Source organism: Mucilaginibacter sp., assembly GCF_028288225.1.
In the GTDB taxonomy this organism is placed as follows: Bacteria; Bacteroidota; Bacteroidia; order Sphingobacteriales; family Sphingobacteriaceae; genus Mucilaginibacter.
Map to the genome: position 1 here is coordinate 128327 of NZ_JAQBOC010000003.1, position 17047 is coordinate 145373.

The 17047-nt window shown below is 38.0% G+C and carries 12 protein-coding genes; 3 read left to right on the top strand and 9 right to left on the bottom strand.

Features of this window, described 5'->3' with window-relative positions; all coding sequences use genetic code 11:
• Window positions 1-17: 17 nt before the first annotated feature.
• The gene (locus tag JWQ54_RS00755; protein WP_299578834.1) at window positions 18-3053 is read right to left on the bottom strand and encodes a TonB-dependent receptor; all 3036 of its coding nucleotides are present in this window, start codon (window positions 3051-3053) and stop codon (window positions 18-20) included.
• A gap of 418 nt (window positions 3054-3471) precedes the next feature.
• Between JWQ54_RS00755 and JWQ54_RS00760 the strand changes: the two genes are divergently transcribed.
• Window positions 3472-4830, top strand: coding sequence for a pyridoxal-phosphate dependent enzyme (locus JWQ54_RS00760; RefSeq protein ID WP_299578836.1), 1359 nt, complete (start codon window positions 3472-3474; stop codon window positions 4828-4830).
• A gap of 476 nt (window positions 4831-5306) precedes the next feature.
• Complete coding sequence (locus JWQ54_RS00765; protein WP_299578838.1) at window positions 5307-7238, top strand: LTA synthase family protein; 1932 nt, start codon at window positions 5307-5309, stop codon at window positions 7236-7238.
• Between the two features lie 38 nt (window positions 7239-7276).
• On the opposite strand, the gene JWQ54_RS00770 is transcribed toward JWQ54_RS00765, so the two are convergent.
• The 6 genes from JWQ54_RS00770 to JWQ54_RS00795 form a co-directional block, all read right to left on the bottom strand.
• A complete protein-coding gene (locus tag JWQ54_RS00770) occupies window positions 7277-7648 on the bottom strand; it encodes a DMT family protein (RefSeq protein ID WP_299578840.1) in 372 nt (123 codons plus the stop codon).
• A 108-nt stretch (window positions 7649-7756) separates the two neighbouring features.
• Complete coding sequence (locus JWQ54_RS00775) at window positions 7757-9316, bottom strand: glycosyltransferase family 39 protein (RefSeq protein ID WP_299578842.1); 1560 nt, start codon at window positions 9314-9316, stop codon at window positions 7757-7759.
• A gap of 141 nt (window positions 9317-9457) precedes the next feature.
• Window positions 9458-10765 carry a UDP-N-acetylglucosamine 1-carboxyvinyltransferase gene (gene murA, locus JWQ54_RS00780; RefSeq protein WP_299578844.1) on the bottom strand — a complete coding sequence of 436 codons (1308 nt, stop codon included), beginning with the start codon at window positions 10763-10765 and terminating at the stop codon, window positions 9458-9460.
• 109 nt (window positions 10766-10874) lie between these two features.
• Window positions 10875-11573 (bottom strand): DUF4290 domain-containing protein, encoded by a 699-nt coding sequence (locus JWQ54_RS00785; RefSeq protein WP_299578846.1) that lies wholly within the window; start codon window positions 11571-11573, stop codon window positions 10875-10877.
• Window positions 11574-11896: 323 nt separating this feature from the next.
• On the bottom strand, window positions 11897-13273 hold the full coding sequence (locus JWQ54_RS00790; protein WP_299578848.1) for a dipeptidase: 1377 nt from the start codon (window positions 13271-13273) through the stop codon (window positions 11897-11899).
• A gap of 306 nt (window positions 13274-13579) precedes the next feature.
• Window positions 13580-14065: a hypothetical protein gene (locus JWQ54_RS00795; protein ID WP_299578850.1), complete on the bottom strand. Its 486-nt coding sequence runs from the start codon at window positions 14063-14065 to the stop codon at window positions 13580-13582.
• 584 nt (window positions 14066-14649) lie between these two features.
• Here JWQ54_RS00795 and JWQ54_RS00800 point away from each other — a divergent pair.
• Window positions 14650-16074: a tetratricopeptide repeat protein gene (locus tag JWQ54_RS00800; protein WP_299578852.1), complete on the top strand. Its 1425-nt coding sequence runs from the start codon at window positions 14650-14652 to the stop codon at window positions 16072-16074.
• An 83-nt stretch (window positions 16075-16157) separates the two neighbouring features.
• Here JWQ54_RS00800 and JWQ54_RS00805 read toward each other — a convergent pair whose 3' ends face one another.
• Window positions 16158-16469, bottom strand: a complete 312-nt coding sequence (locus JWQ54_RS00805; protein WP_299578854.1) for a hypothetical protein — start codon at window positions 16467-16469, stop codon at window positions 16158-16160.
• Between the two features lie 174 nt (window positions 16470-16643).
• A complete protein-coding gene (locus JWQ54_RS00810) occupies window positions 16644-17012 on the bottom strand; it encodes a helix-turn-helix transcriptional regulator (protein ID WP_299578856.1) in 369 nt (122 codons plus the stop codon).
• Between the last annotated feature and the right edge of the window lie 35 nt (window positions 17013-17047).

The following is a 17047-nucleotide window of genomic DNA, read 5'->3' on the forward strand; positions in this document are numbered from 1 at the left end:
GTTGCGTTAAAGTTTTATTAAAATGATGTATTTAAACCAAAAATGAACGTACGTGTACGAGGGTAATAGTTTTGGTTATCAATACCGGGCGTTAAACCACCGATATTAACTTCAGGATCTATGCCTCTGTATTTGGTGATTATAAAAACATTATTGGCTGATAAATACAGGCGGATGCTTTTGATAGCCTGGATCTTTGGTTTAATGGTATAGCCAAGTGTTGCATTATCAAGGCGTAAATATGACCCGCTTTCTAAAAAGCGATCGGATATTAAATAGCCGTTAATATCATTAAATGATTCGCCAAGGGTAAACCTTGGGATATTTTGTATTTTGGAGTCGGCAGGGTTATTAAGTGAAGCAAGTGTTGCATTCAAAATTTTGTTACCCCATACACCTCTAACTAAAAAGTTAAGATCGAAGTTTTTATAGAAGAAACTATTGGTCCAGCCATATATAAAGTTTGGCTGGGCATTGCCTGCTATTCTTTGATCGGTAGTTAAAGGCTGGGTGGCAATTGTTTGCCCTGCTGCATTTTGATAAGTACTTACTCCGGCCGCATTTTTGCCTAAGTAATGCCATAAATAAAAAGTTCCCAAAGCATCCCCGGGTTGAACTATCTGGCTATAATTTCCTGATTGCCCTTTACCGCCTAATTGTGCTGTTTGGATATACGGAGTTGCAAATAATGTGTTAGACAAGGTTTCTACAACGTTTTTATTGTGCGAGATATTAAATGACGTTTTCCAGGTAAATGCTGAAGTTTTTACCGGTACCGCATTTATTGCCACTTCAATACCGCTGTTTTTTATTTTACCAACATTTGCAGTAATTGTAGGCACAAAATATTGGGTTGTTGATACCAGGTATTGATCATAGATCAAATCGGAAGTCTTTTTGACGTAGTAATCAACAGAACCTGTAATCCGGTTTTTTAATATACCAAAGTCTAAACCAATATTAGTTGTAGCGGTGCTTTCCCATTTCAAATTCGGATTATCGTTTCTTACCGGCCCCAGGGCATTGGTTATGTTGCCGTTATATAAGAATTTACTGTTCCCCGGTGGAGTTCCGTAAATTAATAATGCAGAGAATGCATTAAACCCTAAACTATTACCCGATACCCCATAACCAGCTCTTAACTTTAAATCGCTGATTACCGGGATGGTTTCCATGAATTTTTCGTTGATGATCCGCCATCCTGCTGATACTGCAGGGAACAATCCGTAACGTTTATTTATACCAAATGCCGATGAGCCATCGTCCCTTAAGGACGCCTGGAACAAATACTTATCGCTAAACTGGTACTGAACACGGCCATAGTAAGATATTAACCTCAATGTTGATATTACATTAGGATTAAAAATTACTTGCGCAAGTGAGGACGGATTTGACAAAGACAAGTTATTATAGGTTAAATTGTCATTTGAAAAATTTTGAGTCTGCAAACCAAAACCGTCATTGGTTCTATCCTGCTGATAAGAGTACCCGGCTAATAGCTTAATGGTATGCTGGCCAAAATCCTTGTCGTAATTAAAATACGATTCAAATACCTGGCTGGTATTTAAAAATGCACTTCGGTTGGCTACTCCATGAGCATTAACTGCCAGTCCCGAAGCACTATTCTCGTATGCATTAATATTATTCTGATCTTTTTGGGTTGACCCTGTAAGTGTAAACCTTAAGCCAGGTAAAATATCAAGCTGCGCAATCCCATTAATTAAAGTTTTAGTATCGTTGGTTTTAATACTGTTGTTATTTGCCAGCGACAGCGGGTTTAACGGCCCGCTTCCAGTCCTGGTATAGTTTTCCTTGTAACTGCCGTCAGGGTTAAAAGGGCTTACCGTTGGCAAATAGAATAACATACCTGATAATACATTTCCCTGCGGCATACCATATGGCATATTATTCCCTTGTGGAATGTCATTGCTATTGGTAACACTATTTGTTAAGGTGATGCCCAGTTTTAATTTATCATTAAAAAACCGCTGGTTAATATATCCCCTGAAAATAGTGCGTTCTAAATCGGTGTTTATTAAAACCCCATTATTTTTTAAATAGTTAACGCTTGCACCGTATTCGGCGCTTTTAGATGCCCCGCTATAAGATAAATTATGATTTTGTGAGTAACCTGTACGTTCAACCAGGTTTTGCCAGTTAGTGTTTGACCCGTCATCGTCAATCGGCTTTGCAAGAGGCTTTACGCCGTTGTCGCTTAAATACTTGCGCAGTTCATCAGCGCTTAGCATATCAATTTTTTTTGATACCTTTTCCATCGCCACATAAGTGCTATAGTTTAACCTGGTTTGCCCGGGTTTCGCTTTTTTAGTAGTAACTATAATTACACCGTTTGCAGCCCTTGAACCATATATAGCAGTTGAAGAGGCATCCTTTAATACATCAATGCTCTCAATGTCATCCGGTGCAAGCAGATCAATAGAAGCACCGGGCACACCATCAATAACATAAAAAGGCTCCTGTGCCCCGCCTTCGCGCAGGGTTGATGGCCCTCTTAAAATAGTAGCCGGCTGTTTATTAGGGTCGCCGCTTTTTGTGACATTCAGGCCGGCCACCTTACCTTGTAGTAATTCTGCCGGGGTTGTTATTACACCCAGGTTAAAATCTTCGGATTTTAATGAAGTGATGGCACCCGTAACATCTTTCCGGCTTGATGTGCCGTAACCAATTACCACTACGTCCTTTAATTGCCTTACATCGGGTACTAAATTAACATTCAGGAAATCGCTTGTGCCGGCGGACATCTCTTTTGTTACAAATCCTAAAAAAGTAAAACGGATCACATCATCATTTCCGTTGATCTGGATGGAGAATTTTCCATTTACATCACTTGATGTGCTTTTGCCAGAACCCTTTGCAGATATGGCAACGCCAGGTAGCGGCAAATTCTTGTCATCGGTGATAACTCCGCTGATAACTCTCAGCGATTGCTGCGCTGATGCATTTATTGCAAACAGCATAATTAGCAGCAAAAAACGGGCTTTATATTTTAATTTGATAAATGCCCATAAAATCAGGTTGTACGTTTTTTCCATAGTTATGTGTTAAGTTGAACTGATATTTAATGTCAAAGCAACAGTATAACTATTAAGAAAAAATAAACTGGATGTTATGAATTGAAACGAAAGAAATTAGGCATTAACTATAACAATGAGAATAAATTACTAATAATCAATGTTTTATTAAGTTATCTAATATTAATGTATTGAGTGTATATTAAATACAGGTGAACGATTAATTGTTAAATTGTAAAATGGCACATAAACTTTTAAAAGAACAATCTGTCTATCGTAAATACTAAGTACTATTACCCGAAATGAATACGCCTTTAAAAGTAGCATGAGGCTAAAATAAATTGCCATTTTTAAATAGTTTCAGAAGAATATATCAGAATAGAAAGGTAATTTTGAAATACAATCCCGATTGTATACTGGATTGGTAGACATTTAAATTATGTGGTACAATAATATATTAGAAACCGTGGGCAATACGCCAATGGTTAGATTAAACAAAGTAACAAAGGAGATTCCGGCGACCGTTTTGGCTAAGATTGAAACCACCAATCCCGGTAATTCAATTAAGGACCGGATGGCGCTTAAAATGATTGAAGATGCTGAAAAGAACGGGTTGCTTAAACCAGGCGGAACAATAATTGAAGGCACGTCAGGCAATACGGGTATGGGTTTGGCTATTGCAGCCGTAATAAAAGGATATAAATGTATTTTCACTAGCACGGATAAGCAGTCGAAAGAGAAATTTGATGCCTTGCGTGCTTTTGGTGCCGAGGTAATTGTGTGCCCAACAAATGTTGACCCGGAAGATTCACGTTCTTATTATTCTGTTTCATCGCGACTGGAGCGCGAGGTACCTAACTCATGGAAGCCTAACCAGTATGATAATTTATCAAACTCACAGGCGCATTATGAGACCACCGCGCCTGAGATCTGGGAGCAGACTGAAGGCAAAATAACGCACCTGGTAGCAGGAGTAGGTACAGGTGGTACCATATCGGGCATAGCCAAATATTTAAAAGAGAAAAATCCGGCAATACAAATATTAGGTATTGATACTTATGGTTCGGTATTTAAAAAATACAAGGAAACCGGGATTATGGATAAAAATGAGATCTATCCATACATAACCGAAGGGATCGGCGAAGATTTTTTGCCGCAGAACGTCGATTTTAGCCTGATAGATCATTTTGAAAAAGTAACCGATAAGGACGCTGCGTTGATGACCCGTGAAATTGCCAGGAAGGAAGGCATTTTCGCAGGAAATTCAACCGGATCTGCAGTTGCAGGTGTATTGCAGATGAAAGATAAATTTAAAGAAGGTGATGTTGTGGTGGTTATTTTCCCCGACCATGGCACACGCTACCTGGGCAAAATGTACAACGATGACTGGCTGCGTGATCGTGGATTCTTAAAAGATGAAAAACTAACTGCACGCAATATCATTCAGAAAAAGGAAAATCAGCAGATAGTTACAATTGACTGTGAAAAATCCGTTTTAGAAGCCATCAACACTATCAAATCGCTTAATATATCACAGATCCCGGTAACTCAAAAAGGCATGGTAATTGGCAAAATTACTGAAAGTGATATATTGAATTCACTAATAGAAAACCCATCCATCAAGTCTCAGCCAATAAAAAATATTACCACCAGTCCATTCCCTTTTGTTGATCTGAATACTTCGATAGAAAAGATCTCGGCAATGATAAATAGGGATAATATTGCTGTATTGGTTGAGGATAACGGGCAGATAGAGATCATAACACAGTACGATATTATAAATGCGATATCAGGATAGGGAAGAGGTGAAAGGCGAAAGGTAAAAGGTGTTTTGCATTGGCATGGCACCTTTTTAGTTATTCAAAAAGATCGTAGAGACGCAATGCTTTGCGTCTCCCGCTGTAAAGGTGTAGAATTGATTTGCGTATTTAAGACGCGAAGCATTGCGTCTACGATAAAATATCAGGAATACCATGTTTCAAATCTCAAAACACCTGCTCCCCGTTTTTTTAATATCACAAATACCGCCAAAGCAAGTAGCCCAAAGCCAGCCAAATCATTCCATCCTGTTTTTTCTTACAAGTGTATAATAGTTGTCTTCATGTCATATTTCAAGGTGTTTGCATACGCCATATGTAATCCGTAAAAAAATCACGTATTTAGTATTTAAAATTAACATTGTATTTATAATTGATTAATATAGTTCTTTCATAGTAAGAGCTTAATTACCATTTGTATAATTCAATTTACGGATAAATAAAAGCGATATTTTTAATGGGGGATACATTTAGGCTAGTTGAATATAAAGTGCTGTTATACAGAATTTTACTTGGCTATATATTCTATCTTATAAGCAGATTATTGTTCTTTGTATTTAATACTAATCTTTTTGCTGTTGATCATCTTTATACTTTATTGAAGCTTTGTTATTATGGGCTGGCCTTTGATACTACTGCTTTACTATATATTAACAGCCTATTCATTATATTAAGTATCCTACCGTTAAAAATTAATACGCAAAGCAATTATCAAAAAGGCTTAACCATTTTATATTTCATTACAAATTTCCTGGCTTACGCTACAAATTTTATCGACATAATTTATTATCGTTTTAGCCAGGTTCGCTCAACTAAAGCTACGCTTAACTTGCTTACTGATGAAAATAACAAGAAGCTATTATTTGCCCATTTTACCTGGGTTTATTGGTATATAATTATCGTATATGTTCTATGCTGCCTTTGCTGGATCTGGCTATATTACCGTGTGAGGGTTAAACATAATCCAATAAAAAATTTAAGAGCCTATTTTTCCTATTCGGTGCTTTCATTCCTGATTATTATTGCCTTAGTCATCGGGGGAATAAGAGGTGATTTTAAACACAGTACCAGGCCCATTAACATGGTTGATGCTTACAAACATGTTACAATCCCAAACCAGGGCGATATAATATTAAATACACCATTTGCAATTATCAGAACCCTTACCAGCAATAATTTCAGGATTGAACACTGGACAAACGAAAACTATATTAATGCAAACATTAAGCCCATAAAGCAATATAACGGTAACCCCGCGGTTAAACCGAATGTTGTAATTTTTATATGTGAGAGTATGGCAAGGGAGTTTTGGGGAAGTATGAACAAGAGCGTTGCCATACCTGATTTTAAATCGTACACACCGTTTTTAGATTCGTTATCTGGTAGCAGCCTGATATTTACAAATGCATATGCCAATGGCCGGCAATCTATTCATGCAATGTCATCAATATTAGCGGGGATTCCCTCATTTCAAACGGCATTTACTTCATCACCTTATGCAAAGCAAAAAATCCAATCTATCGTGTCTGTTTGTGATAGTTTAGGGTATCAAACGTCATTTTTTCATGGCGCTGCAAATGGCTCAATGGGTTTCCAGGGGTTCGGCAGTATTTTGGGAATAAAAAATTATTACGGAAGGACAGAATATAATAACGATAGAGATTTTGATGGTATCTGGGGCATTTGGGATGAACCATTTTTTCAGTTTATGGGTAAAACGCTTGGAACTCAAAAACAACCATTTATGGCTACTTTGTTTACCTTATCCTCACATGATCCTTTTCAGATCCCTGAAAAATATAAAACAAGGTTTAAGGGCGGCCCGCTTGCCATTGATAAATGCGTGCAATACTCAGACAATGCGTTACGAGTCTTTTTTAACTATGCAAAAACACAGCCCTGGTATAACAATACGATTTTTGTGATCACTGCCGATCATACCAATCAAACTTACTATCCTGAATATAGTAAGAATATTAACCGCTTTGCCGTTCCAATATTGTTTTACAGTGCTAATGAGGCTTATGCTTTAAAAGGTGTAAGAACAGACCTTGCTTCCCAAATGGATATCTACCCATCGCTGGTTGATCTTACAGGCTATAACAAACCCTTCAGATCATGGGGCAGGAGCCTGATCAGAAATTTGCCTGCTGAAACACCAAGGGTAATAAATTCAACAGGTAATATATACCAGTTTATGCAGGGTAATTATATTTATTTGTTTGATGGAAAAAGAATTACTGGAATATTTTCAATTGCAGATAAAGGCTTGGATAAAAACCTGATGGGCGGAAACCTTAATCCCGAAATGAATAAAGGGGTTGCTGATTGTAAGGCCTTGATCCAGGATTATACGAGCCGGATAGTGAACAAGACGTTGAACCCCTAAATACAGCTAATTCGCACATCCTCAATCCGCACGTCCACCTACCACTTTTTAAATATCACAAATACCGCCAAAACTATCAATCCGAAGCCAACAAGGTGGTTCCAACCTAGTTTTTCTGATTTAAAAAATACTATGCTGAATAACATAAAAACAGTTAGGGTAATTGCTTCCTGTATGGTTTTTAGCTGAACCAGCGTAAATGGCCCTCCATCTCCTTTGTAACCGGCACGATTGGCGGGTACCTGGAACAGGTATTCAAAAAACGCCAGGCCCCAGCTGATGAGTATTACAGCTATTAAGCCCAGGTTTTTACCCCAGTCGTAATCTTTAAATTTTAAATGGCCATACCAGGCAAAGGTCATAAAGGTGTTTGAAATAATAAGAAAGATAATGGTTTTTAAACCGCGCATAAATGAATGTCTTAATTTATCTATACTGTAATTGAAGTATTTTGTTTGGATAAAAAATCCTTTACGGGGATGGTTTTCATCTTTAAATTTTTTCTAATCCGCAAATCCTCACTCCAGCCTTTTTTTAGTCAGTTCCTTTTTGTATACCTCGTTTAAACCAGGTTTAGGGCGAACGATCAGAAAGATCCCGGTTCCTTTTTCAACTGCTAACGGATTTTTAACTTCGCCAAATTTTTGACAGCTCTCAAAAATCGACCTGAATTTTTCAACATTCTTTCCGCCCCGGTCATCAATATAAATAATGTACTGGCCATCAAGGTTGTCCGGAGCCCAAAGGGTAAAGCTGCTGTTAAGGGAAACCACTTCGGGTAAATTATATTGCTTGCCAAAATGATGAATGGCCCCGGCTTCGCCGTAGTTGTCGGCATAAATTTGAGTGTGCTTTTGTTGATCGGGCGTAAGGCTGTTCCATGCTTTGACTACGCTGACTGTCATTTCATCCCAGCCAAACATATCACCATAATCCTGCGTTGTCGCATGGTGTTTATGATCCTCCCAGGTTGTTGCAAAGCTTAAAAAATGGAGGCTGTTGTTTGCAAAGTTAAATACTGTCAGCGTTTGATTTAATGGTAAAACAGGCAGCACCAACGGAAATAATAATAGATTTGGAATGGTAAATAAAGCAATTACCAAACTACGCAAGGTGTAACCTGATGTTTTCAACCATCGCTCAAAACCAAAACCACCCGCCGCAAATAACATGGGATAGGCGCCAAATAGGTAATAGCTTTTACCATTCATTATTAGTAAAAAAGAAAATATTAAAACAAATGCAACAGCCAGGAATTGAAACTTATGGAGTCTGAATGAAAATAGGAGAAACACAAAACCTGTTAGCCAAACAAATAGCGCTATTCCGTTTACCAAAAGTTCCTGCTTAATAAAGTCTGATGGTTTAATAAAGTCCAGCTGTTCTTCCCGCAAAGCTTTCATGTGTGTTACTACGGGTAAATGATGTTGCAGCTGCCAGATCAAATTTGGTAAAAATATAAGCAAGGCTACTAGTGCCGCACCTATCATATGCCTGTTTAATAGTAATTTGCGATTTTTGCTAAACAAAAGGCCTGCAATTAAAGCAAAAGTGAAAAATACCATGGTATATTTGGTTAGCAAGCCAAAGCCTACCACCGCGCCCAGCATATATAAATATTTGGCAGATGAGGTGTTGCAATATTTGGTAAGCAGCCAAACAGCCAATACCCACCATAGCTGATCAAAAACTACGGGCTGAAAAAGGTAACCGCTGGCTGCAAAAGCAGGAGAAAATATGAGGGCCAGGCAGGTGAGTGCAATAGCAAATCTGCGCCCGCCCAATTCAACGGTAATTAAACCGGTAAACCAAATGATCAGTCCGCTGCAAATAGTTGGAAAAACACGTGCTGCAAAAACCGAATTACCAAAAGCAACCGAGCTTACTTTAGCAAGCAATGCTATAAATGGGGGGACTTCTTTATAGCCCCAATCCAAATGGTCGGCTAAAACAAGGTGCAGCAGTTCGTCACGGTGAAAACCAAAGTGCCCTATTGCTAATAAATTTAACCCAATTTTAACAGCAACAAAGATCAATATAAAAGCGGCATAGGTTGATCTCCGGTTTTGGTAAGACATATCTTATAATTGGGTTTATGATAAAGGTAGAAATTTAGTCCGAAAGTCGGTAAAGTCCGGAAGTCCGAAAGATGATTTTTCGCAGATAGCTTAAATATTCTATCTTTCGGACTTTACCGACTTCCGGTCTTTCGGACTTCCTCAGATCCTCTGAATATTTGCTCCCAAAGCTATCAGGCGTTTATCAATATGCTGATAGCCGCGTTCTATTTGCTCAATATTATAAATTGTTGATTTACCTTGTGCTGATAATGCTGCAATAAGCAGGGACACTCCGGCACGTATATCCGGCGAAGTCATGGAGATGCCGCGCAACTGTACCTGTTTATCAAGACCGATAACTGTAGCACGGTGCGGATCGCATAATATTATTTGTGCACCCATGTCCAGCAGTTTATCTACAAAGAACAGGCGGCTTTCAAACATTTTTTGGTGGATCAGCACTGAGCCTTTAGCCTGAATGGCCACTACAAGGCAAATACTCAATAAATCGGGGGTAAAACCTGGCCATGGTGAATCTGCAATCGTCATTATAGAACCATCGATAAATGTCTCTATTTCATAGTGCTTTTGAGCCGGGATATAAATATCATCGCCCCTAAGTTCAAGCTTGATGCCTAATCTCCTGAACACATCCGGGATCATGCCTAACTCCTGGTAACATACATCTTTAATGGTTATCTCCGATTCTGTCATTGCTGCCAGCCCGATAAATGAACCTATTTCAATCATATCAGGTAATAAACGATGTTCGGTTCCGCCAAGCTCAATAACACCTTCAATTGTAAGTAAATTGGAACCTATGCCGCTGATTTTTGCGCCCATGCGATTAAGCATTTTGCACAATTGCTGTAAATATGGTTCGCAGGCTGCGTTATATATTGTTGTAACACCTTTTGCAAGAACAGCTGCCATTACAATATTAGCCGTTCCCGTTACCGATGCTTCGTCAAGCAATATGTAAGTGCCTTTTAAATTAGAGGCATCTACATTAAAAAAACCATTGGAAGGATCATAATCAAACCGCGCACCGAGTTTTTCAAAGCCAAGGAAGTGGGTATCAAGGCGCCTGCGACCAATTTTATCGCCACCTGGTTTAGGTATTGAAGCCTTGCCAAAACGGGCCAAAAGCGGACCTACGATCATAATTGAACCGCGAAGGCCACCTCCTTTTTCTTTAAAAGCATCCGACAGGAAAAAATCCAGGTCAATGTTTTTTGCTTCAAAGCTATAGGTATCGGGTGCCAGTTGTTCAACAATCACCCCCATATCACCAAGTAATTCTATCAGTTTATTAACATCTTTAATATCCGGAATATTGCTGATAGTTATTTTTTGGCTTGTTAAAAGTACAGCCGAAAGAATTTGTAATGCCTCATTCTTTGCTCCCTGTGGTGTTATTTCGCCTTTTAATGGTGTGCCGCCGATTATTTCAAATGCGTTAGTCATAGTAGTTCATGGTTATGGGTTCATAGTTCATGGTTAGCTGCAATAATGGAATCATTAATTGTTGTTTAATTCCATGAACTATCAACAATGAACCATGAACTAACCCCAATTAGTACTTTTTAGGGCCGTTGTTACGGTTGCGGTTTTGATTATTGTTATTACGCGGATTGTTGTTGGTACGGCCGCGATTATTTTGATTGTTATTGGTACGTCCGCGGTTACTGCTGCTGCTGCTGCTATGTGGGTTTGCACGGTATTCAACCCTGTTTAGGTTAATATTTTCTTCCAGCTTTAATTCGCCGCCTGATAATTTATAAAGATCATTTAATATACTTTCGTCCGTAACCGAATCTTTGTTCCATTGTACATAAGCCATCTTCATAAAATTGGCAACAGCCTGAACCATGTGCCGTTTACGATCGGGATCATCAATGCTTTTGGCTTTTTCAATCATTAGCTCAATGGTTTTACCATAGTGCTTGTATTTTATACGCTGATGCGGATATTTTAATGGCTCGGGCTTTAAATGAATAGCCTCCGGCGACGGTTTGGGATATGGTGAATCCACATCGATCTGGAAATCAGAGATAATGTGCAGGTGATCCCATAGTTTGTGTTTAAAATCGGCAACATCGCGCAAGTGGGGGTTTAAAAAACCCATCAGGTCAATTACAACCTGTGCATAGCGGTTACGTTCTTCTTTAGTAGGCAGCGCAACAATATATTTTACCATATTTTGCACGTTGCGGCCATATTCAGACAGGATTAACTTATTCCTGGTTGAGTTATAATCAAATTGTTCGGGCATGATTTATTAAGCCAAGTAATTAATTTTTTATGAAGATCTTTAAATTAGCACAGACATATTCCCCGGATAGAACAGGAACATGAGGCTAAAGTTGAATTTTTACTATAATGTAGAAACGCAAATATAATGCAATTGTGTGGATTTGCAAATATTTGTTTCAAAGATCAGAAACTGGAGGATCAGAGATCAGTAATGCGAAAGTCGAAATGCCAATTGCGGAATAGATTGGCTTAAATACCTTGACGAGTAGCATAAGTTAACTGATCTGTAACCTATGTTCTCTAATCTTTATTACCAACTAATCTCTGGCCTCTAATCTCTGATCACTGCCCCGCACTCAATTCCGCAAAATATTTATGGAAAAGCGGGATAGTCTCAATGCCTTTATAGTAATTATAAATATCATATTTTTCGTTGGGTGAGTGGAGCGCATCGCTATCCAGCCCAAAGCCCATTAGCACAGTTTTAAGCCCGAGCTCTGCCTCAAATAGTGCAACAATAGGGATACTACCGCCGCCTCGGGTTGGGATCGGGTCTTTTCCAAACGATTCTTTTATTGCTTTTTGTGCCGCTTTGTAGGCTATACTGTCAGTTGGTGTTACAACCGGCTCGCCGCCATGGTGCGGGGTAACCTTAACTTTTACAGATCGCGGAGCTATTTTTTCAAAATGGGTAGTAAATAATTGTGTTATCTCGTCAGAAACCTGGTTTGGTACCAATCTCATAGAAATTTTTGCAAAGGCCTTTGAAGGCAGTACAGTTTTAGCGCCTTCACCAATATAACCACCCCAAATACCATTTACTTCAAGGGTAGGGCGGGTGCCGGTACGCTCAAGTGTGCTAAATCCCGTTTCTCCCCACAGCTCATCAACTTCAAGGTCTTTTTTATACTCATCCTCGTCGTATGGCGCATCATTTAATGCTTTACGCTCGGCATTAGTTAATTCAATTACCTTATCATAAAAGCCCGGAATGGTAATATGGTTGTTTTCATCATGCAATGAGGCAATCATTTTAGCCAATGTAGTTGCAGGATTTGCTACAGCGCCGCCATAAACACCTGAATGAAGATCACGGTTCGGACCTGTTACTTCAACTTCAAGGTATGATAAGCCGCGTAAGCCTGTCTCCAGCGATGGGTTTTCCATGCTGATCATCGAAGTATCTGAAATTAATACAACATCGGCCTTTAGCCTGTTTTTATTTTGCTTTACAAATATGCCAAGGTTTGATGATCCTACTTCCTCTTCGCCCTCAATCATAAATTTGATATTGCAGGGTAAGGTATTGGTTTGCATCATTAATTCAAACGCTTTTACGTGCATATAAAATTGGCCTTTATCATCACAAGCGCCGCGGGCATAGATCTTACCATCGCGAATTGTAGGTTCAAAAGGAGGGGTTTTCCAAAGCTCAAGCGGGTCTGGTGGCTGTACATCATAGTGACCGTATACCAGTACCGTAGGTTTTGATGAATCGATTGTTTTTTCACCGTATATAATAGGGTAACCTGCAGTTTGGCAAACTTCAACATTGTCTGCTCCTGAATCCCGCAGTTTATCAGCTACAAACTCAGCTGTTTTTAATACTTCGGTTTTATATTTGGGATCGGCACTAACGGAAGGAAAACGAAGAAGGGCAAACAGCTCGCTCAATAAACGTTCTTTGTGCTGTTCAACATAGTCTTTTATAAGCTGCATAATTATCAATTTGAAGCAAATATAGGGTTTGTTAAACGAGAAAAAATAAGGAAAGCTATAAGTTTAAAATTAGCTGATCTTAATAATTATGGAGGGTTTTAAAAAAGCTATATAAAGTATATTTAACAATATTCCCAAATGGGACCGCTAATAAATTAGCGGTAAAGGAAAAAACAATATAAATGATTCACCTGGGGGAATTGCTGAACCAATCTGCTCGAATAAACAGGGAAAGGGATTGTAAAATAAATTCGCATACTCAGCTGAAAACTTTGCTCAGCTGAATATGTGAATTACTAATAATAATTACAGTGTGTTATCAGCAAAGTCACCAGTGCCTACAGTTCTCTTGTCATTCAAGTCACCAGTGCCTACAGTTCTCTTGTCATTCAAGTCGCCAGTGCCCACAGTTCTCTTGTCATTCAAGTCACCAGTGCCTACAGTTCTTTTGTCATTCAAGTCGCCAGTGCCTACAGTTCTTTTGTCATTCAAGTCACCTGTGCCTACAGTTCTCTTGTCATACAAGTCACCTGTGCCTACAGTTCTTTTGTCATTCAAGTCACCAGTGCCTACAGTTCTCTTGTCATTCAAGTCACCTGTGCCTACAGTTCTTTTGTCATTCAAGTCGCCAGTGCCAACAGTTCTTTTGTCATTCAAGTCGCCAGTGCCTACAGTTCTTTTGTCATTCAAGTCACCTGTGCCTACAGTTCTCTTGTCAGCCAAAGATGTTATTGAATTACCGTTTATAGTTTGGGCGGAACTTGAGAGCGCTACCGAACTTAAAACGATCACTGTGCAAAATAGTAATTTTTTCATGTTGAGTGTTAATGATTTACGTATATAAAAAATAGTTGAATTAATTATTCAATTGAATTTTGCAATTAATTAGTGCCGTATGTATCCTTTTTTTAAACATTACGTATAAGTGCCTTTAAATACCGCTTTAAGTTTCATTTCAGCTTGTTTTGAGCCAAGTGAAACAACAGCTGCAGGTTAACTGCTAAAGCTGTGGGGGATTTCTATTTCCTTATATTTTTAAAAAAATTCAACGAAAAATAAGATTAGGTTAAATTATCTTAATCTTTTTTACAGTAATACTTAAATTGCTTATTGTCAGAAAGTTAAAAATTGATATAAAAATACTGATGATAAAGTTTAAAGCGTTAAAACACACCAAACGAGCAATTAGCTCATCAAAAAATCATACGTCAAATTAACTTATTGGTCTTCCAATAATTTATCAGGCTCAAACCTAATAAATAAATTTCAATAAACAAAATAAATTATTAAGTTAGTTAATAATATCATATTTAATAAATCAAATTATGCTGAATTTTGTATAACCTTACCGTACGTTTAATCGTAATAATGTATTAATGAAAAAATACTTCATACTTATATTGTTTTCCTTAGTTGCAATTTGTGCTTTAACAAATGGTTACGGCCAGGACACCAGCATGGTTATAAAACTAAATAAACTTGGTTTTGATAACCGTATGAACAATCCTGACCAAACCGTTGCCAATGCTGCTAAAGCAATGGTTATTGCACAAAGGCTGAACTATAAAGAAGGTATCGGAGAGTCGTACAGGGTAAAAGGGATTGGTTATTATTATTTAAACCAAAAAATAAAAGCAATTGACAATTTTTTAAATGCCATTGATTGCTTCCAAAAGCTTAATGATTTGCGGAGTGTGGGGAAGGTAAATAATAATATTGGGAATTTATACATCGATAATGATTATGACTTATCATTAGAGTATTTTCAAAAGGCACTTGTAATTGCTCAAAAGTTATCTGATAAAAAACTGATTGCTACCAGCTATTTGAATATTGGTAACGTTTATTACCGGAAAAATAAATTTAATCAGGCGTTAACTTATTATGATAGGAGTGACGTGCTTTATGGTGATTTAAAAGATACGGTGAACCAGATCCAGTGTTTGCAAAATAAAGGTGTTATGTATTTTAATCTTCACCAGTATGACCGGGCTGAAAGCTTATTATTACAAGCAAATAAAGCGGCAAAAAAAATGGATCTGATCGTAACTGTTGCAAGTATCGATCTTACTTTTGCTGATCTGTATATTTCTCAAAAAAAGTATGCTCAGGCAGAAAAAATAATTGATGAAGGAGTGGCATTTGCGAGGATGGTTAAAAACGATGTAATTGAATCAGATTTTAAATATACAAGCTACCAGATGGAGCTAAGGCGCAAAAATTACGAAGCCGCATTGCATTACCTGCAGGATATCAGTAAAAATGACAGCGTTGTATATAAGAACAACTCATCAACACAATTAAATGTAAAACTGGAGCAAATTAAGCAGCAGGCCCGTCAAAAAGAAAATGAATTTTTATTGGCGCGCCAGCAATATGATCGTGTAAAGTTTTGGGGAGTGGCAATAGTTGCGGGTTTACTTATGGTATTAGTAGGCTTGTTAGTTAGTAACGTAAAACGTAAAGCAAAAACTAATGACCAGCTTACAAATCTTAATGCCGAAGTTTCACGACAAAAAGATAACCTGGACAGGATAAATCATCACCTGGAAGAAATAATTGATGAAAGAACAAAGGATCTGCAGATAAAAAATAAAAAGCTTTCTGAGTACTCATCTTATCTTTCACACCAGATCCGCGGCCCTATTGCTACACTCAAAGGGTTAATGAACCTTGAAAAAGAAGGTTTGGTTGATCAGCAGGAGTGTATTAAAATGATGAACAAGTGTGTGGGGGAAATTGATAATAAAATAATTGAGATGAGCGACATGCTGCACGATCCTGTGAAGACTAGTCTATAGTCGATAGTCCATGGTTTTTGAGCAGAGCGCGCCGACTTACTTTCCACTATCGTCCATGGACTATGGTCTATCGACTTCCTCACCTACATGGCTAATGGCCAGCTGGTGTGAATTTGAGCTTCAATTAACCCCAGGTATAAACAATACCATGCTATCATTTGAAGGATCAGTAATTCGCGGTGTTGTTTGTATCCTTTTGTTTCAAAGGCAAGCGTTTCATCACCGGCGGTTACAAAAAATCTTTTCTCTCCTGAGCTTGGGGTAAAGCGCGACCTTAAAAGATCAAATACCTTAATCTTTAATTTGCTTTTTGGATCATGGATAATTTCATCCTGTAAAGCCTCAGTTTCTGAAATTGATAATAAATAATTTGGCATGGCAAATGAGTTGTTCACTTGCTATAACGCAATTTTTACTCCAAAACAAACCAAAGCGTTAACTCCGGTTGGTTTTTAAGTGTGCTATACGGGGATTATGATTGATTTCTGAAAAAAAGATAAATATCACTATTGCCAAACATCCCAATGTTCAGACAATAGTGTCATATTTATTGAACAATAATTATAAAATTAAACCATTGCGTGTGAACTGTTTCTCAGTTCTTCATAAAGCAGGATAACTTTACGCTGCAAGCTTGCAATTTCTGCTTCGCGATCCAGGATCTTCTTTTGAGCAATAGTTAAATTTGAAACCTGTGGTTCAATTTCCTCAGCATCCAATGCTAACAGGTTAACAACATTAACCTCATAAATGTTTGCAATTTGTTCCAAACGGGATAAGTTAATATCAGTAACGCCGGTTTCAATTTTGGAAAAAGCAGGAATTGAAATTCCAAGGCGGTTTGCAACATCTTCCTGGCTCCAGCCACGTTGATGGCGTATAGTCCTGATGTTTTTTCCAACTGATTTGTTGGTCTTCTTTTTAAGATGGTCTGTCATAATGGTTTACTAATAGTTTTAAATTATAATAAGGG